Source organism: Nocardiopsis halophila DSM 44494 (assembly GCF_000341245.1).
In the GTDB taxonomy this organism is placed as follows: domain Bacteria; phylum Actinomycetota; class Actinomycetes; order Streptosporangiales; family Streptosporangiaceae; genus Nocardiopsis_A; species Nocardiopsis_A halophila.
On the sequence record NZ_ANAD01000182.1, the window covers coordinates 21,948 to 44,641 of the forward strand.

Here is a 22,694-nt window from a genome sequence, read left to right on the forward strand (position 1 = left end):
GTTCTCCCCACCGGAATCCCGTGTCGTCGTCCCAAGGCCGCCTCACGGCCGTGACGACGCTACCGACAACGGCCCCCTCCCCCATCACTCCTCAATCCGCCCCCTACAGCCCGGCCCGGCGGACCGCCCCGACGATCGCCCACGAGAACAGCAACGGCATGGCCATGACGAGCGAACCCCCGACGACGAGAGGAAGCGCGAGGTCGATACGGCCCAGCAGCCCGCCGAGCAACGCCCCCACGGGAGCCAGCCCCCAGCCCAGCGTCCTGCGCGCCCCCTGGACCCTGCCGAGCAGGCGGTCGGGCGTGATGGTCTGCAGGACGCCGAGGGCGAGGACGTTCCCCACCGAGTTGGCGAACCCCATCAGCGCCCACAGGACGGCGGCCGCCGCGGCCGACGCGACCAGACCCATGCCTGCGACCGCCGCACCGACCAGGGCGAAACCGCCGCTGATCAGCACGGCCTTGGGGATTCGGCGGCCCAGCGGTGCGGCCGCGAGCGCCCCGGCGAGGGCCCCGAGGGCCGCCGACGCCAGGAAGAACCCGTACAGGTGGGCAGGGACCCCCAGGATCTGCTGCGCGTAGAGCACCAGGACCGCGCTCGCCGTCTGGAAACCGATGCTGCACCCGGTGCCGTAGACCGCCAGGCCCGCCTGGACGCGGTCCCCGAGGATGAACCGAAACCCCACGGCGGTGTCCGCGGCGACGGCTCTCACGAGGCCACGGCGGGGCGTTCCGGCACCGGGACCGGCGTCAGGGCCTACGTCGGCGCTGGGGACGGGGCCGCGGGCAGCCCCCGCCGGACGGGCTTCGGGCACCGCCCCGCCCCGGCCCGGAAGGTCCGCCCGCCGGGCCGTGGCGGGGATCCCGATCAGCAGGACCGCGCTGAGCAGGAAGGCGAGCCCGCCCGCCGCGATCGGGAGCAGAGCGGCAACGCCGAACAGGAGCCCGGCCGCCGGAGCGCCGGCGCAGTCCTCCGCGAGGACCCTGCCGCCTTCGAGTCGGCTGTTGGCCGCGTCGAGGCGCCCCCGGCCGACGAGGGCCGGCAGGTGGGCGCGTGCAGCGCTGTCGTACACGGTCTCGCAGGTCATGACGGTGAACATGGCCGCGTACAGCGCCCAGATGTTCGCGCTCCCGGTGGCGAGGAGAAGGGCGAGCACGCCCATGGTCCCCGCGCGCACGGCCCCGGACACGCGCATCGCCGCGACGCGGTCGACCCGGTCGACCACCGCCCCCGCGAGTGCACCCAGCAACAGCCACGGGAGGTAGCGAACCGCCATCAGCCCGGAGACGAGCAGCGGGTCGGTGGTCAAGAATGCGGCGACCAGGGGAAACGCGGTCAGCGCCATGCCGTCGGCGAGGTTCCCGGACGTGTACGCGCTCCAGAGGCGCCCGAAGCCGGGACCGAGGCCGCGGGACGGCCGCGCACGGGAGGTCGCGGTCGAAGCGGCCGCGACACGGGCGCCCTGCGCGCCGTCGCCATCCTGACGGCCGGAGTCGGCCGGGGGCGCCGGGCCGGTCGGAGGTGCCGAGCCGGTCGAACGCGGCGGGCCGGTCGGGCCTGGGCTTCCGGTCACGGGGTCGGCCCCCGTCTCTCCCTCCCGCCACCGGACACGCCGGGCGAAGGGGTCCGGCGGCCGCTCACGCTTCCGTTCCCAATCGGAGCACGCTCCTCGGACTCCGGGGCCGAGCCGCCCACAGGGGCCGAGCCTGGGGCTCTCAAGTGGGGAAAGGTGAAGATCTGCGTCTCCACCGGTACGGCATGCGGGTGGGAGCACCGGTCCCTCTCCAGGGTCCGGCGCCGCCACTCGTTCATCAGGGCGGCGAGGTCGGCGGTGAGCTCGGCTGTCTCGTCCCTGGTGAGGAGGAGGACGTAGTCGCTGTCGGTGGAGGCGTCGATCCAGGGCGCGGATTCCTCCGGGTGCTCTTCGGTGAAGGCGCGCCACCGCACCTGGCGTTCGTGCCGCCCCCGTTCGATCTCGTCCAGGACGACGCCGGCGGCCTCCCGGGTCGCCGGGTCGCGGCGCCGATCGAACCCGCGCATTCTCAGACCGCCAGGGATCCGTCGCCACCAGCGCTCGCGTCCGCCCGGTGCGTGGTCGGGGTCATCCTCCACGAGGCCGTACCGGGACAGCATGCGCAGGTGGTAGCTGGTGGAACCGCTGCTCTCACCGAGCCGGGCGCCGAGCGCGGTGGCGGTCGAGGGGCCGTGGATCGCGAGTTCTTCGAGGAGCTTCATGCGCAGCGGGTGCGCGAGCCCGCGAAGGGTCTCGACGTCGACCTCGCGCTGCTGCGGGGGTCCGACGTCGCCTCTGGAGGGGGCCGGGTCGTCATCACGGTCGTGCGTTTCCATGGCCGGGACGCTATTGCAGAGGCCTCTTTGCAGAGATTCGTTGGCAGCATTCGGCCACGCTTCACATCACCGCATGTGAAAGGGAAGTTCGGTCGACGCGTTCCGCCCGTCGGGAGCGCATGGCCGCAAAGCGAACGCCCGTGGAGGCGCCCTCTTTGCGGTCACGGCACACCGGCCGGCCCCGGCTCGGCGACGCGCACTCCTCCGCGCGGAGTCAGCGCGGCGGTTCCCCGCCGTCCCCCTCTTCGCGCTCTAGCTCAAGAAGTGGAGGACGGCCGCGGCCACCTCGGCGGGGCGTTCGCGTGGGGCCCAGTGGCCGCAGTCATCGATAATGCGGAGCCGGGAGTCCGAGACCAGTCCGGCGGCTCTGCGGGCGACGCCGACCGGGACGACGGCGTCGTCGGCGCCATGGACGAACAGCGTGGGCCGGGTGAGCTCGGGGAGACGGGCCGTGAAGTCCACTTTCATCTCCCGGGGGCCGATCTCGTCCAATTGCCAATCGCTGTAAGGGCCCGCTCCCTCTTTGGCACGCAGCTCCTCAAGGACGCCGTCGGTGATGTCGTCCAGTTCCCGAGCGTCCATGGGGGAGACGAACACGCTGTCGGCGAGCAGCCGACGCATTGCGCTCCGCGAGATTCCGAGCACGGCCCCTGTCACACGGGGCCAGGGCGGCCGCACCGCGACGTAGCTGACCCTGTGGGCGCGGACGCGCCGCTGCAGCCCTCCGGGATCGACCAGGACCAGGCGTTCCACGCGGTCGGGCCGGTCCAGTGTGACGCCCAGGGCTGCGCTGCCGCCCATGGACAGGCCGACCAGCGCGGCCGAGGGCAGTCCCCAGTGGTCGAGCAGCCCTTCGAGGCAGTCTTGTAGGCCGCGCTGGTCGGCGCGGCCCCGCCAGGTGCGGGACCGCCCGTGCCGGGGCCAATCGGGGGCGAACACGCGGTGCCGCTCCGCCAGCACGGGCAGCACGTGCTTCCAACTCAACCAGGCGTTGTCCAACCCGCCGCCGTGCAGCAGGACCAGCGGCGACCCGGAGTCGCCGGACTCCAGGTAGTGGACCGTCCCTCGGCCGAGCCCGGCCGTGCGGTACTGGATGGGGGCCGGGGACATGCGCCGCTCCTGTCGCCGTTGCCGGTGGCCCGTTCGCCCCTCTTCGTCCCCGCACGCGGCGTTGCGGAACACGATCCCGCGCCCCGGTCCGCGGCGGAGGCGGTCAGCAGGTCGGTGGAGGATCGTCGCCGGGGGCGGTTTCAGCTCCGTGGTCGTCGTAGAGGTGGACGCCGTCGGCGAGGTCGTGGGCGCGGCGGGTGAAGTGGTCGGTGTCGAGGAGGGACCGGTAGGGGCGGCCGGCGCGCGGGGGCGGGTCGTCGAGTTCGGTCAGGAAGCGGCCGATGTCGGGGTGGACGAGGGTGGGCGCGTGGTCGGCGTCGCGGTCGCGGGCGGTGGCGATCCAGAGGGTGTCGGTGCGGCGGATGGCCCAGCGGTGGCCGTAGTGGGCGCGCAGGAGGTCCAGGAGGGGGTCGCGCTCGCCGGTCACAGCAGGCCTCCTCGGAGGGCGGCCAGGACCCGGTGCAGGTCGCGGGCGCGGTGGACGGCGGTGATCGCGCGGGCGGCCTCGAAGGCCGGGACGTAGCGCCGCACACGGGGTGCGCGGGGACGGTCGCGGCGGATAGTGTCCATGCGTCGTCAGCTCCTGTGCAGCTGGTGGCCACGCCCCCGGACGGGTGCAACCGTCGCGGGGGTCTCTCTCTGCCCAGCTTGTGTGGCCGGAGAGTGACGACGCCATGCCGACTACAGCACGGTGGCTGTATCGTCCGAGACAGTAACCACAAGTAGACGAGGTACAGCACTCTGTAGACATGACAGAGAAGACCCTCTCCAATTGGACCGCCTTCGGGGCGGAGCTGCGGCGCCAGCGTCAACAAGCTGGCCTTACGGTTCGAGGACTGGCTGCTCAGATACCGTTCGCCGCATCGACTGTCGGTAAAGTCGAACGCGCCACGCGTGCACCGAAAAGGGACTTTGTGGACGCCACAGAATCCGTCTTGGGTACAAGAGGGACCCTCCTTCGCTATTGGACGGAGGCGAAGAAGGGTGAGGCGGACCCGGAGTGGTTCCGACGGGTGGTGACGTCGGAGCAAGAGGCCACGGACATCAGAACGTGGAACCCGCTCCTCGTTCCAGGAGCGTTCCAGACCGAGGCGTACGCTCGCACCGTCTTCTTGCACGGTCGCCCTGTCGCCTCTCAGAGCGAGATCGACCGTCTCGTAGACCTGAGGCTTAAGCGCTCGAAGGCCATCCTCTCCAAGGGCGGTCCCGCGATGTGGGCGATCATCGACGAGGCCGCGCTCCGCCGGGTCTTCGATTCTCCAGCTCCAATGAGCGAGCAGCTGACCCGGCTGGAAGAACTCGCGGACACCCGAACGGTGAAGCTCCAGGTGTTCCCCATGGCCAGTGCCTGCCACAGCGGCCTCGGCGGCGCCTTCCGCGTCATCAGCTTCAGCGATCGCCGTTCCCTCCTCTATGTCGACCACGGCTGGGGAGGGCAGTTGATGGACGACGCAGAGGAGGTCCGCCGGGCGATCGCCATCTGGAGTGAGTTGCAGGCCTGGGCGCTGCCCCCGCCCCAATCTCGCCAGCTGATAGCCGACATCAAGAAGGGACTGCAATGACAAAGTGGATCAAGTCGAGTTACAGCAGCGCGGCCAGCGAATGTGTAGAAGTCGCCCGATCCCCTAGGGATGTGAAGGTCCGGGACACCCAGAACCGGCCCGCCGGACACCTCGCCTTCTCCAGATCGGAGTGGGCGGCCTTCCTCGCCGGGACAAGATCCGGCCGGATCTGATGGGAACGGGCGGCGTCCTGCCTCCACTGCCCTTCAGCGTCTCGCTCTCCTCCACACGATCGCTCCGCGCAGGAGCAGGACCAGCAGGACGAGTCCCACCGCCCCGCCGATCAGTGACCAGCCGGTGCGGGACAGGTCCGGGAGGACCCCGGACGCCCCTGCGCCGGCGGCTCCCCCGCCGTCGGCGAGCACGCGGCGCTCGCCCAGTTCCTCCAGCAGGCCGTCCAGCGACTCCCGCACCGAATCGTCCGCCTTGCCGAAGAACACAGCGCTGTCCAGGGACTCCCAGTTCCCGCCGACGCCGTCCCCGCCGCGCACCGGGTACCCGGTGACCGCGCCGGAACCGTCCACCGTGTACACCGCGACCGGCCCCTCGACGCCCTGCGCCACCGAAGCGGCCAGCGCGTCCTCGCCCGGCCCCGTGGCCCCCGTCTCCAGGAACGCCCCCTGCGGCAGCACCGCCACCCGCACCGGCTCCTCCCGCTCGGCCAGCGCCTCCTCGACCTTCCCGGCGTCCCCCTCCTCAAGGTCGGTGGCGGCCAGCGGGTCCACGTACAGGTACCGGTCGGCCAGCGCTTCCCGTGCGGCCCGGACCACGCCCCCGTGCACCGCCCCCGCGAAGGTCCCCACCGCCGCGCCCAGCTCTCCCGGCAGGGCCTCCGGCAGCAGCGACGTGATCTCCTTCGGGGCCGGTCCCCCCTCCCCCGAGGCCGGGGTCAGCCGGAACGCGCCGCCCTCCCACTCGGCCAGCAGCGCGCTGCCCGCATCGCCGACCGGGGCGAGCATGGCCTCCGCCACCTCCTCGCGTCCCCCGGCGGCGCCCGCCGCCAGGGCCGGGACCACCGCGACGCGCACGTCCTGCACGCCCCCGAGCCGCTCGGCCAGCGCCTCGGCATCGGCCTGCGGGAAGCCCTCGGCGATGGAGGGGTCGACGTAGACCCGGTCGCCGGACCGGGCCGCCGCCTCCACGGCCGGCCGCAGGTCGCCGTCGATCAGGTCGACGATTCCGGCGATGCGCTGCAGCGGCCCGCCCGGGTAGGTGGCCAGGTGCGCGTCGATCTCCTCGTCGCCGACCGGGGCGGGGCCGACCCACGACCAGCCGAACTCGGCCTCCTCGCCCCCGCCGCGCTCCACCGCGGCGACGTACAGCCCGCGCATCCCGACCCGGTCCGCGATCTCCTGCGCGGCGGAGTCCGGATCGCCCTCGGCCAGGATCTCGGCCCGCACCGGAACCTCGGCGCTGCCCAGCCGTGCGCGTACGAACTCCCCTGCCTGTTCGGCCCGTCTGGCCTCCGCGGGCCCCGGGCTCGCGCCCGCCCCGCCCCCGTCGTCCGCGGCCCCCTCGCCGGTGTGGACGAGGGCGCCGGAGGCGAAGGCCTCGACCGCCGCATCGACCCCGCCGGGCGCCGCCTGCGCCGGCGGCGCCCCCACGACCGGCACCGCCACCGCGGCCAGGCACACGGCCGCTCCGGCCCGTACGGCCACACGCATCCCTGAACCTCTTCCCGAATCTCCGCATCCCCGCACCCGGGACCCAGGCTCGGCCAGGTTAGCCCACCCCCTTTGCCCGCCTTTCTCCGGGCCCGAAACCGCGCAGGCACATTGACGCAGTTCACAGCGGGTACAAGACCCCCATGGACACCGGAACCATGACACTGAACCTGGTAATGGCCTTGGTGATGCTCGTCGGGATCCTGGCTCTGATGGGAACCGTGGGCATGCTGATGAAGCACGAGAGCGACCGGGCCCACAGGTGAGGCCTGCGCCCCGGACGGGACAGGCGGGACGGGCAGGACGGACGCGGCGGCCAGGAAGCCGACACAGGGCACGCGCACACGAGGAGGGGGCGCCCCGAGACGGGGCGCCCCCTCCGACGTGTCCGGCACCGGGCCGGCACGGCGCCGGCGCGCGGCCGGGGACACGGCCGCGGCGCCGGGACCGGCATCGGTGCCCGAGGCACCCGCGCGACCGCTACCAGCGCAGCTGCGCGGCCACGCCCTCGTCCTCCTCCAGCACCTGCGCCGCCTTCTGCGGCAGCACCGTCACATCCGAGCCGTTGGCGAGCGCCATCTCGATCATCCGCTCGCCCAGGTCCTGCTCCGGCTCCATCCGGCCCCGGTCCACCCCGGGCGGCAGCTCGTCCTCCGGGAAGTAGCCCCCGTCCGGCGAGCGGTGCCCGGCCATGCGCACGGCCCCGTCCAGGAACACGTGCGCCACCCGGCCCTCACGGAAGGCGCCCAGCACGTCGCTGAGGCCGACGGCCCCCGCGTTCCCGGACAGCGCGGCGTCCCGCGCCCTGCGCACACCCTCCTCGGCCCGCCGCATGCGCACGGCCTCGATCTCCGGGCCGATCTGCGCCGCGATCTCCGGGGGCGTGCGGGTCTCCACCACCTGCCCCAGCACGATGATGTCCCGCTTGCTGTCCTGGGCGAACCGCCCCCGCAGCGGCTCGGTCAGCTGCGGCTCCCCGGTGATGGCCACCGACGTCCACCCGCACTCGTCGGCGATCCGCTTGAGCTGCGGGCGCATGTCGTTGAGCAGGCGCAGCATGTGGTCGGCGACCTTGCGGTCGTAGCGGTCGGTCTGCCCCGAGGCGCGGTTGAACGTCCTCGGGTGGCCGCCCGCGGGCCCGCGCATCCGCCGCCAGTCCTCCTCGTCGATCTCGATCGGGATCCAGGTGATGTCCTTGGCCACGCCGAAGCGCAGGTCCACCACGCGCACCCCGTCGGCCGAGACCGCCAGCACGCCGGCCGGGGCTCCGGTGGCCACCGCCGCCGCCAGCGGCCGCAGGTAGGCGCTGCGCTCCAGCACCGCGCAGTCCTCCAGCGGCATCTGCATCGTGTACAGGCGCACCTCGTCGCTGCTGACCGGTGCGAACAGGGCGCGGCCCATGCCCGACTCGGCGCCGCTGTCCAGGACATCGTCGAGCTGCGGCCGCAGCGCCTCCAGGCGCGCGAGCACCGCCTCCTTGCGCTGCTTGTCCCCGTTCGAGCTCACCCGGCTGCGCAAGGCGTTGATCTCGTTGGTGATCTGCAGGCGCCAGGCGGGGGAGGACGACCGGTCGCGCGGGTCGGCGGTGGCGTAGACGGACAGCACCCCCATGTCGTCCGTCATCGTCGCAAGGTCTCGGAGCGATGTCTGGTCAAGGAGCACGATCATCCCGCCAATCTTCGCGATGCGCTCCCCCCGGTGGGCCGGGGCGAGATCCCTTCCTGCATAACAGGAGATCAGGACGCATATCAACGGTCGGTCGGGATCGCACCATGGTGGTTCCAAGAAATCCGGGCGCCCGGTGTGACAAGGCGGCGGTGCCCAAGGAGAATGCAGCGTGGACAATCCGACGAAGATGGACAAGGCAACGTGACGACCTCTATCGAACAGCGGATCGCCGAGGAGCTCGGGGTCGCCGGGAAGCAGACGGCGGCCGCCATCGGGTTGCTCGACGAGGGCAGCACCGTCCCGTTCATCGCCCGGTACCGCAAGGAGGCCACCGGGGGCCTGGACGACGCCCAGCTGCGCACCTTGGAAGAGCGCCTGCGCTACCTGCGGGAGCTGGAGGAGCGCCGGACCAGCGTGCTGGAGTCGATCCGCTCCCAGGGCAAGCTCACCGACGAGCTCCAGGCGAGCATCATGGCCGCCGACTCCAAGGCCCGCCTGGAGGACATCTACCTGCCCTACAAGCCCAAGCGGCGCACCAAGGCGCAGATCGCGCGCGAGGCGGGGCTGGAGCCGCTGGCCGACCTGCTGCTGGGCGACCCGGGGCAGGACCCGCACGGCAGTGCCGAGGGCTTCATCGACGCCGACAAGGGGGTGGCCGACTCCCAGGCCGCGCTCGACGGCGCCCGCGCCATCCTCGTCGAGCGCTTCACCGAGGACGCCGACCTCGTCGGCGACCTGCGCGAGCGCATGTGGACGCGCGGCCGGGCGGTGTCCAAGGTCAAGGAGGGCAAGGAGCAGGAGGGCGAGAAGTTCGCCGACTACTTCGACTTCTCCGAGCCGCTGACCGCGCTGCCCTCGCACCGGGTGCTGGCGCTGTTCCGGGGCGAGAAGGAGGACGTGCTCTCCCTGACCCTGTCCCCCGAGCCGGAGGAGGACGGCGCGGAGGCCGAGCCGGGCCCCTCGGTGTACGAGCGGGCGATCGCCTCCCGGTACGACATCGCCGACCGGGGCCGCCCGGCCGACCGGTGGCTGCTGGACACGGTCCGCTGGGCCTGGCGGACCCGCGTGTTCGTGCGCCTGGACATCGACCTGCGGATGCGCCTGTGGCAGGCGGCCGAGGACGAGGGCGTTCGGGTGTTCGCCGCGAACCTGCGCGACCTGCTGCTGGCCGCCCCGGCCGGGCGGCGCCCCACCATCGGCCTGGACCCGGGGCTGCGCACCGGGGTGAAGGTGGCGGTGACCGACGGCACCGGCAAGGTGGTGGCCACCGACACGATCTACCCGCACGCGCCGCGCAACCGCTGGGACGAGTCGGTGGCCGCGCTCGCCCGGCTGGCCGCCGAGCACGGGGCCGAGCTGGTGGCGATCGGCAACGGCACCGCCTCGCGGGAGACCGACCGGCTGGCCGCCGACCTGATCAAGCGCCACCCGGAGCTGAAGCTGACCAAGGTGATGGTCTCCGAGGCGGGGGCGTCGGTCTACTCGGCCTCGGCCTACGCCTCCCAGGAGCTGCCGGAGCTGGACGTGTCGCTGCGCGGCGCCGTCTCCATCGCCCGGCGGCTCCAGGACCCGCTGGCCGAGCTGGTCAAGATCGACCCCAAGTCGATCGGTGTGGGCCAGTACCAGCACGACATCTCCGAGGCCAAGCTCTCGCGCACCCTGGACGGCGTGGTCGAGGACTGCGTGAACGCGGTCGGCGTGGACGTCAACACCGCCTCGGCGCCGCTGCTGACCCGGGTCTCGGGCATCGGGTCGACGCTGGCCGACAACATCGTGGCGCACCGGGACGGCAACGGGGCCTTCGGCACCCGTGAGGACCTGAAGAAGGTGGCGCGGCTGGGCCCGAAGGCCTTCGAGCAGTGCGCCGGCTTCCTGCGGGTGCCCGGCGGCGACGACCCGCTGGACGCCTCCAGCGTGCACCCGGAGGCCTACCCGGTGGTGCGGCGCATCCTGGACCGCACCGGGGCGGGGCTGAGCGACCTGATCGGCGACGGGAAGACGCTGCGCACGCTGCGCCCGGAAGACTTCACCGACGAGGCGTTCGGTGTGCCGACGGTCAGCGACATCCTCAAGGAGCTGGAGAAGCCGGGGCGCGACCCGCGTCCGGCGTTCGCCACGGCCGCCTTCAAGGAGGGCGTGGAGACGCTGTCCGACCTGGAGCCGGGGATGATCCTGGAGGGGACGGTCACCAACGTGGCCGCCTTCGGGGCGTTCGTGGACGTGGGGGTGCACCAGGACGGGCTGGTGCACGTGTCCGCGATGGCCAAGCGGTTCGTGGAGGACCCGCGCGAGGTCGTCAAGCCCGGCGACATCGTCCGGGTCAAGGTGATGGACGTCGACGTGCGGCGCAAGCGGATCTCGCTGACGATGCGCCTGGACGACGAGATCGACGGCACCGCCAAGGGAGACGGCCGCGCCGAGCGCGAGGACGGCGCCGGCGGCGGAGGCCGGGGCGGCCGCGGGGGCCAGGGAGGCCGACGCGGCGGTCAGGGCGGCCAAGGCGGTCAGGGCGGCCGCGGTGGAAAGGGCGGCAAGGGCCGGGGCGGCGACCGCGGCGGCTCCTCCGAGCCGAACGGCGCCATGGCCGAAGCCCTCCGCAAGGCGGGCCTGGACCGGTTGCGCTGACGCACGGGCACCGATAACTGAGCGGGCGGGGATCTACCCCGCCCGCTTCTTCGTGTGAAGGGCCCGGCGCACCGCCTCAGAGGACTTCGGTCCTCTCTTCCAGGGGACCAAAGGTCTCGAAACTCCGGGCCCACCCGTCTTTGCCGAGGATTGTCCACTTTTGCCCCGACATCCCACTAGGCTTGCCTCCTTCTTGCGAAGTGAATGCTGTGGCTTCAGCGAAACGGGTGACCATCATGGCCGCAGATGACATGCCTTTCACGAACCCGACCGCAGGGCGGAGAGCGCCTGCGGAGGCCCCTGAGGGGGATTCGAAGCCGGCCTCCCGCACCCCTGGAAGCGGGCTGGGACGCGCATCGCGGATGACGGCGGCGGTGGGCTGCGTCCTCGCCCTGGTGCTGTCGGGGTGCGCGACCGGCGACCCAGAGACGGTGGACACGGAGGACGGATACGGATCGTCCCAGGAGGCGACGGAGCCGGCGTCCCCGGAGCCCGCCGCGGCGCTTCCCGACGGGGTTCCTGAGGACGCCCAGACCGCCGAGGTCGAAGAGGTCCTCGACGCCGACACGCTGAAGGTCCTGGCACTCGGTGAAGGGGCGGACGGACCGCTCGCCGAGGGCGAGAGCGCAGAGGTGCTGCTCGCAGGCGTCGACGCTCCTTCGTCCGGAGAGTGTTTCACCGAGGAGGCCGCGGACCGAACCGAGCTTCTGCTCACTCCCGGGGACACCGTCTACGTCGGCGACGCCGACGACTCGGGAAGCGGCCTGCTCGCACAGGTGTGGAGCGCCGACGGCACCTGGGTCAACGAGGACCTCCTCACGAGCGGGCACGCCGAGTACGCCTCCGCGGACGACTCGGCCGACCGGGCCTCCGAGCTTCAGGAGGCGGCGGACGCGGCCGAAGAGGCGGGCGACGGGCTGTGGACCGAGTGCGCGCCCGAGCCGCCGCCCGAACCGGAATCGCCCCAGGAACCCGAGGAGCCGGCGGCCCCGGAGTTGGAGGAGCCTCAGCCTGCGGAACCCGCAGAGCCTGAGGAGCCGGCCGCCCCCGACGACGGGATCCTCATGGCCCCGTCCGGAAAGCACTACGCGGCCGGGCAGTTCTGCAAGCACGACCACCTGGGAAGGACCACCCTGGACGCGTCGGGCCACACCCTGTACTGCGACTTCCACGACGGCGAGGCCAACGCCCGCTGGAAGCGCGACTGACCCTCAGACGGCCCTGTGCCCCCGGAGAACGTGCCCCCGGAAGACATGGCGGCGCTCCGCAGGAGTGTCACCGCCCGGGGGCACACTGCTGAGGAGCGCTCCCGCTCGGGGCCTGGCGTGATCTCTCTTCCTTTCGGGGTTCTCCGTCCGGGGCGCAGCGGCCCCTCGTCGCCAGCCAGCGGGGTAACCCCTACAACCGCTCGTCCGGGTCCCTCGGATCGACCTTGGGGAGCCGGCGCGAGGAGCCGTCGCCCCCGTCTGGAGCGGGGCTCTCGACGGGGCCTTCAGCGTTCTCTCCGCCGCCTTGCCCACCGCCACCGCTGGACGGGTCCGACCGTCCCGACCGGTGCAGCCGGACGCCGGTCCCGCTCGCCGCGAGCAGGACGGCACCGGCGATGGCCAGGATCGCCGCCGCCGAGACCTCCCCGTCGGTCACCTCCCACACCACCTGCGGAACCGCGATGGTCGTGGCGATGATGCCGAAGACCAGCAGCGCCCCCGTCCGGCGCCAGGCGTAGAGGCCGAGGAGGGCGACCGCCAGCGCCGCCACGCCCACGTGGTGCCAGGGCGAGGGCAGGAACTCGGCCGCCGCCACGGCCGTCGCCGCCCCCAGGCCGATCGCCGTCCCGCGCTCGGCCACCGGCCCGGCCAGCGCGACGGCGACCCACACCGCGCCGAGCAGGATGTAGCCCGTGCCGTTGAGGACCATGGCGCCCGACCCGCCGTAGAAGATCCCGCCGCCGCCCGTGTCCAGCGCCTCGTGCACCCGGTTCAGCACCCCGCCGGCGGTGATCAGGCTCATCGCCCAGGCGGCCACCACGCCCGGTGCCGACCGCAGCAGCGCGTACCCGCCGAGCGCCACCGCCAGACCGACGGCCCCGGCGATGAGCAGATCGTCCTCCCAGAGCGCGAGCCCGTCGGTGACCAGCACCTGGACCGCGAACATGGCCGCCACCGACGCCAGCGCGAACAGCGTGCCGCCGATGCGGCGCCGGACCTTGGGCACCCGGTCCCGAGGCAGGGCCAGCGCCTTAGGGCCGCCCGCCATCACGACACCGGCCAGCGCGAGGACCGGAACGGCCGCCGCCAGCAGCCCCACACGCGCGACCACACCGAGGTCCTCCCACGATGTGGCGGCGAACGTGGCGACGGCGGCCANGTAGCCCACGACCTCGGCCCAGCGCACGCCCGAGCGCGCCTCCGCCCGGTCCAGCTCCCCGGTGACGGCCCGGGCCTGGTCCGCGGTGAGCGTCCCCTGCTCGACCAGCCGCCCCAGCGCCTCCTCACGGGCGCGCCGCGCATCCTCCGACACCGTGTCCCGCCTTCCGCCGGTTCGACTCTTCGGGAGCGGGCCGGGGCTCCGTCCTCGCCCCGGCGCCGCTCTGCGGCCATCCCATCACGCGTGTCCCGGCCGTGGGTGAGTACCGGTACCCATCCCGCCTGGGCCCAGAGGCCGAGACCGCTGCCCCGACGCATGGGCCTGAGTGCGCTCAGTGCCCCCGCGGCGCCGGTCGGCGCGAGTAGAGCACCTCTGCGGCGTGCAGGAGCGCGCGGTCGTGGCCGGGGGCCGCGAGCAGGCCCACGCCCACGGCCCGCCCTCCGGGAAACCCCTCGGTGTCGGCCGGGACGGTGAGCTGCGGCGCCCCGGCGAGGCTCGCGGGGGCCGACAGGCGCACCGTCGTCGCCCTGAAGCGCTTCCGCTCGGCGGGGTCGGCGCTGCGGCGCGGGGCACCGTCCACCACGACCGGCAGCACGACCACCGCCCCGGGCGGGCAGGCCTGCGCGAACGCTTCCCGGTAGCGGGCCCGGCCCTCCAGGTCGGCCCGGTGGTCGGCTTCGGGCATCGAGGCCAGGGAGGCGCAGCGCCTCAGCCGCTCCCGCACGTCCGGGGCGAGGGCGTCGGCGTTCGCCGTGACCCACGCGGCGTGCTCGCGCCAGATCTCGCCGGCCTGGAGGCGGGTGAAGAGTTCGGTGTGCCCGGCGCCGATCAGCGGAGTCGGGTCAGCGCGCAGCAGCGGCACACCGAGGTCGCCCGCGAGGAGGACGGCGAGTCCGCGCACGGCCGACACGGTGGCCTCCGAGGCCAGGGCCTGGAGGTCGTCCGGGAGGGAGACCGCGGTCAGGCCGTGGGCCTCCGAGCCGGAAGCATTCGGGCCCCCGTCCCGGGGCACGCCCGCGACCGCGTCGAAGGCGGCGCGCAGCAGCCCGGGCTCACGGGCGAACAGGCCGACCGTGTCGAACGAGGGGGCCAGCGGGAGCGCCCCGGTGGAGTCGAGGGCTCCGTGCGTCGGCCGCAGCCCGAGGACGCCGCAGCAGGCGGCGGGGACGCGCACCGAACCGGCGGTGTCCGTGCCCAGCGCGAGGTCCGCGGCGCCTCCGGCGACCGCCGAGGCGCTTCCCGAGGACGACCCTCCGGTGTGCCGGTCGGGGTGCGCCGGGTTCCGCGGGGCCGTCCCCTCCCCCACGTCCCCGACGACGGAGTAGGCGAGCTGATCGAGCTTGGCCATCCCGACGAGGCGCGAACCCTCGTGGCGCAGAGCGGTGACGGCGGGCGCCGTCGAAAGGGCGGGGCCGTGGGTCTCACGCCACCGGGGATGCCCGAAGGAGGAGGTGTGCCCGGCGACGGCGAAGAGGTCCTTGGCGGCAAAGGCGGTCCCGCTCAAAGCGCCATCAGAGAGCGCCTCTAGGGCGAAGGTGTCCGGCACCCAGCAGTGGAGGTCGTCGCCGGTCTCGGCCATCTACGGGACCCACCTCTCCGCCTGGAGCGCCATCGGCGCCCTGAGCATAGCCGCTGAGGGCGCAGGCAACCTGGAGAAACTGCGCTACGCCTCAGGATCCAGGCGGTCTTCACTCGCGCTCCGCTGACCTCGATCTTTCCTCACTGGCTCTCCCCCATGACGCCAAACTGTGTAGAGCACCGCCAGCGCAGACGAGAGGCTCACGATTTGATCGGGCGAAGCTCCGAGCGCGATCATAGCGACCGTTGATACAAGGACGGATACGAAGGCACACAGGTCAGTGACGCGATGGCGCATGAAGCCCCCTACTGGCGTTGTTCATCCAGGGACCAGCCTGATGCATGCACCAAACGACATCAGACTTGATCGATTGATCACCAAAATCAATGAGTGATTCCATTTGATCAATTAAAGGAACATAATGGGAAACCCCTCCCGGCGACGCGGACGCCCATGGTCGGACACGAGAACCCTGGACCCGGACACTGCCGCACTGGCGAATTTCCTCCGGCAACTCATTTCCGACTCCATGAGCTTGCGCACCTTCAGCAAGAAACTAACCGCCAAGCATTACGAAGCCAATCCCCCCAGCTACTCAACTCTTTCAGCGAGACTGGCAGGCAAAGGCCTGGCACGCGACGGACGCCTAGTTCACGCTGTCGTCACACTGTGCGCACCGCCAGAAAAGACTGAGATCCTACGCGAAGAAGCCCAGAGGCTCCTCCGAAACGCGCGAAGCACAAACGCATCAAAACCCCCCACAAGGAGCAGTGACGATCGAAATGAAAGCGACCTGAGAAATGAAATTATTGAACTCAAAAACACGTTGACAAGTATTCAGAAATCTCAGATCGACACTCAGAACACACTCCGAGCGATCCTTCGAGATTTAACACGGTTGCGAGACCCCTCACTCATTCCCAGCCAAGGCAAGACAATCGAAGTAACTACATCGGATTCTAGTGAAGCACAGGAATATGACAACCAACGCCTTCCCCTTTCCCGGAATCAGATAAACACAAGACGACACGATCGAGACGAGAAAATTCTTGAACACATAAAACACGACATTCTAAGATCCGACCCACACGGATATCGTGGCTCGCAAGCGATCCGTGATTCCATCGACCGCGTTCTCTACGGGGCCCGGACAGGCCGATTCGACATATTCGAACTCACGAAGAGCGAGCGCACCTACCTTGCCTCCCTCATTAAAATTGAGCTTACTCGCTACCTGTCCACCACCCTCTCAGAGGCAGGAAATGTGCGAACAAGAAGCAAGGATAACTACGTACAAGTAGGTGACATCGATATCGAAGTAATTTTTAGTTGGCGCATGAAATGGGTAATCTCGAGCGGACAGATCGGCAAGCCCACATTTCTGGTGACCGCCAACGACAAGAAATCGGTTTGGAGCCTCGGCACAGTACGGGCGGACCCAGAACACTTGAGTTCAGGCGCCAATCGCGACGGCAAGCGCTCCCTCACCCCCTCCGGAATGAAGCTCATCACATGGATCTTCCGAGATTCCCCTCTGCCACCAAACACCCTCCTAGCACTGCCAGACAAAACAATTAACGAAATCTTCTCCTTTTCCACCGCACAGAAGCGGATCGACGCACTGTTCCGCATCGTCAGACAGCGCCCGATCAGCTTGACCGCAGCAACAACTGTGTCGATGCAAGAAGACGCCACCAAGAGAATCAGGGCCTCGAGAATGACCTTAGCAAATGAGGGATTGACCATTCTTAGCGGAGGACGTCAAAAAGATATCGACACCGCCAAATTTCTGGGGCTGCCAAAAATACATCCAGGAGAATTTATGACCATCAACCTCATTTCCCCCGAATGACGATGCCGCCCCCGGAACTGTTCGGCCGGGGGCGGCGGTACGGGCGGATGCGGGACTACTGCTGTCAGCCGCCGTACTCGGCGCGGATGCGGTCGGCGAAGTGGGAGAACTCGGCGCCGTGCAGGAAGGCGGACGTCATGGTGGCCGGGTCGGCCTTGCCCGTGCCCGCGATGTCGAAGGCCGTGCCGTGGTCGACCGAGGTGCGCAGGATCGGCAGTCCCACGGTCACCGAGATGGTGCCGTCGAAGTCGAAGGTCTTGGCCGCGATGTGCCCCTGGTCGTGGTACTGGGACAGGACGCCGTCGTAGCGGCCCTGCAGCAGCTGGTGGAAGACCGAGTCGGCGGGGACCGGCCCGGCCACGTCGGCTCCGCGTCCCCGCATCCGTTCCACCGCCGGTGCCAGGTGCTCGATCTCCTCGTCGCCGAACGCCCCGTTCTCCCCGCCGTGCGGGTTGATCGCGGCCACCGCCAGGCGCGGCTCGTCGTGGCCGAAGACCCGCAGCGCCGTCAGCGCCTCCTCGATCGCGGCCGTCTGCTGGTCCACGCTCACCTGGTCCAGCGCCTTGCGCAGGGACACATGCCGGGTGGCGAAGAAGACCTTCTTGCCGCGCACCACGAACATGGTGTTCTGGCGGGTGGTGCCGGTCAGGGCGCCGAGCATCTCGGTGTGGCCCAGGTGCTCGCTGCCGGCCGCCCAGATGGCCTCCTTGTTGATGGGGCCGGTGACGATCCCCGAGACCTCGCGGTCCATGGCCGCCTGGGTCGCCGCCTCGATGGCGCGCACCGCGGCCCGGCCCGCGCGCTCGTCGACCTCGCCCCAGGGCAGCTCGGTGTCGCCGAGGGAGGCGATGTCGTAGCAGTCGATGACCCCGTCCCGCTCCTCGGGCAGGCCGGTCCAGGAGTCCAGGGCCCGGACCTCCACGTCCAGGCCGCACACCCGCGCGGCGCGGCGCAGCACGGCCGGGTCGGCGGCCACGACACCGCGCGCCGGGGCGCCGGATCCCACCTGTGCCAGGGTGCGCACGGTGATCTCCGGGCCGATGCCGACCGGGTCGCCGACGGTCACGGCAAGGGTCGGTCGTTCAGTCATAGCGGGTTTCCCTCCCTGTTCGATGGCCGGGGCGCCTCCTCCGCGCCCCGGCCGAGTGCATCCGAGTGGCGTCATGCATGCGTGCGGCGGCCGCGGCCTCTCACGCGTTCTCCTGCGGCTCCCCGCGCCGGAGCTCGGCCGGCACGGTCCGGGCGCGGGCACGGGCGGAGGTGCGCAGCCGGGACAGGCATTCGATGAGCGTTCCCTCGTCGCCGACCATGCCGCCCTTGGTGACCACGGGGATCCCGTCGAAAGGCCCTCCGGCCAGGGACCCGTGCACGGCCAAGGGCACGACCTCCCCGCCGACTTCGAAGGCATGGGCGCCCAGGGCGTCCAGCACCGACGAGGTGACGTCTCCGCCGCTGGTGTAGAGCCCCGAGGGGGCGGGGACGCGCCCCAGAACGTCGGCGACCAGGGCGGACAGCCGACCGGGCAGCGCGCGCTTCGCCTCATGGGACAGTTCCACCACGTCGCGCGCGCTGGAGGCGGTGCGCACCACGACCGCCTCGGGGAAGGCGGCGTCGCGCAGCTGGGCCTCAAGGCGGCGCGCGACCGCGGCGGTGTGCCCGCCGTCCCCGGAGGCCAGGGCGCGCGCATCGACGTCGACGAAGCGCACGCCGCCGGCCCGGGCGGCGGCCTCCAGCTGGCGGCGGGTCAGCTCGGTGGCGCTGCCCACCACCGCCAGCAGCGGCCCCAGCGCACCGCCGCCCCCGCTCAGGCCGAGGGCCTCGGCGAGCAGCGCCCCGCACGGGCCGGGGTCGACCGCCAGCCATACGGTGCCGTCGCGCCGGTGCACCTCGGCGGCCGCGGCGGCGACGGCGGCCAGGTGCCGCTCGGTCAGGGCGTCGCACAGCACCACCGGCTCCCCGCCCTCGGCCAGCCGGTCGGCCAGCCCGGGGCCGGTCACATCGCGCAGCGGCACGTGCCGCACCGGCAGGTCGCTCTGGCGGGCCACGATGTCGGTGACGACGCTGCCGGTGACCGGGCTGAGCGGGTCCATGGCCAGCTCGGTCTCCTCCAGCGGGACGCCGTCGAGCAGCTGGACGCCGTCGGCGGTGACCCGGCCGGAGGCCGGGAAGGCGGGGGCGAGCAGCGCCCGCACCCGCGCCCGGCCGCCGGTGCGGGCGCGCACCGCCCGCCAGGCCGCCTCCAGCTCGGCGCCGACGTTGCCGCGCAGGGTGGTGTCGGTGCGCTTGACCACCAGCGGCACGGGGCCGCCCCGCCACACCGCGTCGATGACCTCCTCCACCAGGCCGGCCGCCTCCGCGGCCGGCAGGTGGCGGCTGTCCAGGTCGGCGACGACCGCGTCGAACTCGGCGGCGGCGCGCGGCGCGTGCGCGGGCGCCACGGCGGCCACCCGCATCCCGGCGCGGGCGAACCGCGCACCGGTGGCGTTCGCGCCGGTCAGGTCGTCGGCCACGACCAGTACCTGGGCCATGTCCCTCTCCTAACCCAGCACCAGGGCCGCCACGCCGAGCAGCGGCAGGCTGGCCAGCCACAGCACGGTGGTCATGCCGCTCCACATCTTCATCGCCGCGCCGCCGGACAGGCCGGTGAAGCGGGTGACGACCCAGAAGTAGGAGTCGCTGACGTAGGAGAAGACCATCGAGCCGGAGCAGGCGGCGAGCACGGCCACCGCGGGGTCGAGCCCGGAGGACTGCACCAGGGGCGCGCTGAGGGTGGCCGCGGTGATGATGGCGACCGTGCCCGACCCCTGGGCCAGCCGGACGAAGGTGGCGATCAGGAACGGCACCAGCACCAGCGGGACCGGCCAGGCGGCGACGGCCTCGGCCAGCGCGTCGCCCACGCCGGAGGCGCGCAGGACCTCGCCGAAGGCGCCGCCGGCGCCGGTGACGAAGACGATCATCCCGGCCGAGGCGGCCGCGGCGGTCAGCCAGCCCACGACGGTGGTGCGCGGCGTGCCCTTGGGCGGCAGCAGGTAGACGGCGGCCACCAGACCCACGAGTAGGGCGATGGCGGGCTCACCGGCGAAGGAGAAGAAGGGGGCGAAGCGGGCGAGGAACGAGTCCGGGACGGCGGCGCCGGTGACGGTGTTGCCGATGATCAGGACCAGGGGCAGCAGCAGCGGGACCATCGCGAGCAGGGCGCTGACCGGCGGGTCGGGCGGCTCCTCGGAGATGTCCCGCCCGTCGGCGCCGAGCACCGCGCCCGAGCCGGCTCCCGGGGCGCCCGCGCCGTCGCCGCCGGCGGCCCCGGCGTGCACCGCGTCGCGCTCGGCCGCCAGGGCGGGGTCGAGGCGGGGCTCCAGGCGCGGGCCCATCACCCGGGAGTAGACGACCACGACCGGCATCAGCACCACGGCCATGGCCAGCGCGGCGACGATCACCGTGCCCAGGTCGGCGCCGAGCAGCCCGACGGCGGCCAGCGGTCCGGGGGTGGGCGGCACCAGGTGGTGGGTGATGGCCAGGCCGCCGGCCAGCGCCAGGGACAGGCCCACCAGCGGCTTGCCGTAGCGGCGGGCCAGGGAGCGCGCCAGCGGGTGGAGGATGACGAAGCCGGAGTCGCAGAAGACCGGGACCGAGACCACCGCGCCGGTGGCGGTCATCGCGACGTCCTCGCGGCCCTTGCCGGCCAGCCGGACGAACATCTTGGCCAGGGCGTCGGCGCCGCCGCTCTCCTCCAGGACCTTGCCGATCATCACCCCCAGGCCGATGACGATGCCGATCCCGGCCAGTGTGCTGCCGAAGCCGCCGGTGACGGTCTCCAGCAGGTCGGCCGGGGACATGCCGGCCACCGCGCCGGTGACCAGGGCGCCGGCGAGCAGCCCGACGAAGGCGTCCAGGCGCGTCCACAGGATGATCGCCACGACCGCGGCCACGCCCAGCAGCAGCGCCGCGAGCAGGAGCGGATCCATGTTCTCCCCCTTTCTCGGGGTCAGTCGCCCCGGGCAGGGGTACGGGGTGCGCCCGGGGCGGGGACTGTGAGGAGGGTGCAGTGGGGGTCGCCCTCCAGTGCGCGGCGGGCGCGGGTGTCCAGCCCGTCGTCGGTGATGAGGGTGTAGGGGCCGGCGAGCGGCGCCCAGTAGGGCTCGGCGTCGGAGCCGGCCTTGGTGGAGTCGGCCACCACGACGGTGCGGCGGGCGGCGCGCATCTGCTGCTCCTTGACGGCGGCCAGCTCGGGGCTGGGGCAGTTGATCCCGCGGCCGGGGACCAGCCCGTCGGCGCCGACGAAGGCCAGGTCGGCGGCGACGCGGTCGAGCACGCCGCGGGTGAACTCGCCGACCATGGCGCCGCGGCGGCGGCGCACCCGGCCGCCGACCAGGACCAGTTCGATGCCCTCGGCGTCGAGCAGCGCGGTCATCGGGCCCATGCCGGTGGTGAGCACGGTGGGGCCCGAGCGCCCGGCGAGCCGCTCGGCGATGAGGGTGGTGGTGCTGCCGGCGTCGAGGACCACCATGTGGTCGTCGGCGACCAGCTCGGCGGCGCGCTCGGCGATGCGGCGCTTGGCAGGGGCGTTGCGCAGGCCCTTCTGCACCCAGGTGAGCTCGCCGCCGGCGGGGGCGGGCACGGCGCCGCCGTGCGTGCGCACCACGCGGCCGGCCTGCTCCAGCTCGGTCAGCCCGCGGCGGACCGTGGAGGGGCTGATGCCCAGTTCGCGCGCGAGGTCCTCGACCCGCTGGACGCCGTCGGCGACCGCGTCCAGGAGCTTCTGGTGGCGCACCGCAATCCTCCCCGTCTGCTCATTTCGATCATGTTGACCCGCATAGAATGACCGAAACACGCAGAATACACAACCCTTCCCCGTCTTCTCCGACCATTACGCGCAGTCGCGCCCTCGGGCCGCGCGGTCGGGGTGCACTGCGGTGAGCACGGCGCAGACGGCGGGTGCCAGGGCGGCGGTCCCGGCGGCGGCGAGGAGGACCGCCGCCGTGCCGTGCTCGGCCAGGGCGCCGGCGAGCGCCGCGCCGGCCGCCAGGCCGCCGATCTTCACCCCGGCGCCGATGGTGAAGACGCGGGCCCGCACCGGCGCGGGCGCGTCCCGGTGCCGGGCCGCGAAGACGGCGGCGAGCTGGGGGCCTTCGGCCGCTCCGCAGACCAGGGCGGCCAGGACCAGCAGCCCGGCGGAGGCCGCGGCGGGCACGCCCGGCGCGGTGGCGGCGAGCGCGGCGAGCGGGGAGGCGCACAGCAGCGCCCCCGCCGCCCAGAGCACGGTGTCGGGGGCGGGCCGGCCAGGGCGGCGGGCGAGCAGGGCGGTGGCGGTGATCGCGGCCGCGGCCGCAGGGGCCGCCAACAGGGTCCCGCGCTCGGGAGCGCCGAGCACGTCGGCCCCGAGCAGGGGCCAGCACACGGCGAGCATCCCTCCGGCGGCCATCGACAGGGCGGAGACCGCGGTGGCGCGGGCCAGGCCGGGAACGCCCGCCACGGTGCGCACCCCTTCGGCGAGTTCGGCGGCCGGCCGCGCGCGTCGCCGCGGCGGGGGCGGCCCGTCCGTCCCCGCACGCCCCGGCGGCAGCCCCCGGGCCACGGCCGCGGCCGCCCCGATGAGCGCCACGGCGGCCGCGGCGGCGCCCCAGGGCCCGGCGCCCCAGGCGACGGCGGCGGCGAGCACGGGGCCGAGCAGCGCGGCGGCGCTGTAGCTGATCGCGTCCAACGCGCTCACCCGGGCGAGGGCGGAGGGGGCGACGATGCGGGGCAGCTGCGAGCTCCACCCGCTGGAGACGGCGGGGGCCAGGAGCCCGGCTCCCGCGGCGACGGCCAGGACGGCGCCCAGCGGGGCGCGCCCGATCCCCGCGGCGGCCAGCCCGAGTCCGCCGGCGTAGACGGCGAGGGCGGCCGCGAGGAGCGCACCGGGGCGGGCGGGGCGG

General features: G+C 72.6%; 18 protein-coding genes. 5 read left to right on the forward strand and 13 right to left on the reverse strand.

Features of this window, described 5'->3' with window-relative positions:
- Positions 1–103: 103 nt before the first annotated feature.
- From D450_RS0120965 to D450_RS34050, 5 genes are all read right to left on the reverse strand, one after another.
- Positions 104–1,576 (reverse strand): MFS transporter, encoded by a 1,473-nt coding sequence (locus D450_RS0120965; protein WP_152520880.1) that lies wholly within the window; start codon positions 1,574–1,576, stop codon positions 104–106.
- Positions 1,573–2,352 (reverse strand): ArsR/SmtB family transcription factor, encoded by a 780-nt coding sequence (locus D450_RS30805; RefSeq protein ID WP_017540615.1) that lies wholly within the window; start codon positions 2,350–2,352, stop codon positions 1,573–1,575. The genes D450_RS0120965 and D450_RS30805 overlap by 4 nt, the downstream gene beginning before the upstream one ends.
- 252 nt (positions 2,353–2,604) lie before the next feature.
- The gene (locus D450_RS0120975; RefSeq protein WP_017540616.1) at positions 2,605–3,462 is read right to left on the reverse strand and encodes an alpha/beta fold hydrolase; all 858 of its coding nucleotides are present in this window, start codon (positions 3,460–3,462) and stop codon (positions 2,605–2,607) included.
- Positions 3,463–3,565: 103 nt separating this feature from the next.
- Positions 3,566–3,889, reverse strand: coding sequence for a hypothetical protein (locus D450_RS0120980; RefSeq protein WP_017540617.1), 324 nt, complete (start codon positions 3,887–3,889; stop codon positions 3,566–3,568).
- Positions 3,886–4,032 carry a hypothetical protein gene (locus tag D450_RS34050; RefSeq protein WP_169541694.1) on the reverse strand — a complete coding sequence of 49 codons (147 nt, stop codon included), beginning with the start codon at positions 4,030–4,032 and terminating at the stop codon, positions 3,886–3,888. Before D450_RS34050 ends, D450_RS0120980 begins: the two co-directional genes overlap by 4 nt.
- Positions 4,033–4,211: 179 nt before the next feature.
- On the opposite strand from D450_RS34050, the gene D450_RS0120990 reads away from it, so the two are divergent.
- The gene (locus tag D450_RS0120990) at positions 4,212–5,024 is read left to right on the forward strand and encodes a helix-turn-helix domain-containing protein (protein ID WP_026128680.1); all 813 of its coding nucleotides are present in this window, start codon (positions 4,212–4,214) and stop codon (positions 5,022–5,024) included.
- Positions 5,021–5,197: a DUF397 domain-containing protein gene (locus tag D450_RS32690; RefSeq protein ID WP_083932727.1), complete on the forward strand. Its 177-nt coding sequence runs from the start codon at positions 5,021–5,023 to the stop codon at positions 5,195–5,197. The genes D450_RS0120990 and D450_RS32690 overlap by 4 nt, the downstream gene beginning before the upstream one ends.
- A 33-nt stretch (positions 5,198–5,230) precedes the next feature.
- Here D450_RS32690 and D450_RS0120995 read toward each other — a convergent pair whose 3' ends face one another.
- Complete coding sequence (locus tag D450_RS0120995; RefSeq protein ID WP_026128681.1) at positions 5,231–6,688, reverse strand: hypothetical protein; 1,458 nt, start codon at positions 6,686–6,688, stop codon at positions 5,231–5,233.
- Positions 6,689–7,168: 480 nt separating this feature from the next.
- Positions 7,169–8,311 carry a VLRF1 family aeRF1-type release factor gene (locus tag D450_RS0121005; RefSeq protein WP_017540621.1) on the reverse strand — a complete coding sequence of 381 codons (1,143 nt, stop codon included), beginning with the start codon at positions 8,309–8,311 and terminating at the stop codon, positions 7,169–7,171.
- Positions 8,312–8,557: 246 nt separating this feature from the next.
- On the opposite strand from D450_RS0121005, the gene D450_RS0121010 reads away from it, so the two are divergent.
- Positions 8,558–10,981: a Tex family protein gene (locus D450_RS0121010; protein WP_017540622.1), complete on the forward strand. Its 2,424-nt coding sequence runs from the start codon at positions 8,558–8,560 to the stop codon at positions 10,979–10,981.
- 362 nt (positions 10,982–11,343) lie between these two features.
- On the forward strand, positions 11,344–12,189 hold the full coding sequence (locus D450_RS0121020) for a thermonuclease family protein (RefSeq protein ID WP_017540624.1): 846 nt from the start codon (positions 11,344–11,346) through the stop codon (positions 12,187–12,189).
- A 1,490-nt stretch (positions 12,190–13,679) separates the two neighbouring features.
- Here the strand turns inward: D450_RS0121020 and D450_RS0121030 are convergent.
- Positions 13,680–14,927, reverse strand: a complete 1,248-nt coding sequence (locus D450_RS0121030) for an amidase family protein (protein WP_017540626.1) — start codon at positions 14,925–14,927, stop codon at positions 13,680–13,682.
- 529 nt (positions 14,928–15,456) lie between these two features.
- Between D450_RS0121030 and D450_RS32695 the strand changes: the two genes are divergently transcribed.
- Positions 15,457–16,779 (forward strand): NaeI family type II restriction endonuclease, encoded by a 1,323-nt coding sequence (locus D450_RS32695; protein WP_161631156.1) that lies wholly within the window; start codon positions 15,457–15,459, stop codon positions 16,777–16,779.
- A gap of 64 nt (positions 16,780–16,843) precedes the next feature.
- Here D450_RS32695 and pdxA read toward each other — a convergent pair whose 3' ends face one another.
- The 5 genes from pdxA to D450_RS33745 all read right to left on the reverse strand — a co-directional run.
- Complete coding sequence (pdxA, locus tag D450_RS0121035) at positions 16,844–17,869, reverse strand: 4-hydroxythreonine-4-phosphate dehydrogenase PdxA (protein ID WP_026128682.1); 1,026 nt, start codon at positions 17,867–17,869, stop codon at positions 16,844–16,846.
- Positions 17,870–17,969: 100 nt separating this feature from the next.
- Positions 17,970–19,307 (reverse strand): four-carbon acid sugar kinase family protein, encoded by a 1,338-nt coding sequence (locus D450_RS0121040; protein ID WP_017540628.1) that lies wholly within the window; start codon positions 19,305–19,307, stop codon positions 17,970–17,972.
- Between the two features lie 9 nt (positions 19,308–19,316).
- On the reverse strand, positions 19,317–20,744 hold the full coding sequence (locus D450_RS0121045; protein WP_017540629.1) for a GntP family permease: 1,428 nt from the start codon (positions 20,742–20,744) through the stop codon (positions 19,317–19,319).
- A gap of 20 nt (positions 20,745–20,764) precedes the next feature.
- The gene (locus D450_RS0121050) at positions 20,765–21,550 is read right to left on the reverse strand and encodes a DeoR/GlpR family DNA-binding transcription regulator (RefSeq protein ID WP_017540630.1); all 786 of its coding nucleotides are present in this window, start codon (positions 21,548–21,550) and stop codon (positions 20,765–20,767) included.
- 96 nt (positions 21,551–21,646) lie between these two features.
- Positions 21,647–22,694, reverse strand: a 1,048-nt coding sequence (locus tag D450_RS33745; protein ID WP_017540631.1) for an MFS transporter, incomplete at its 5' end; no start/stop codon positions are given.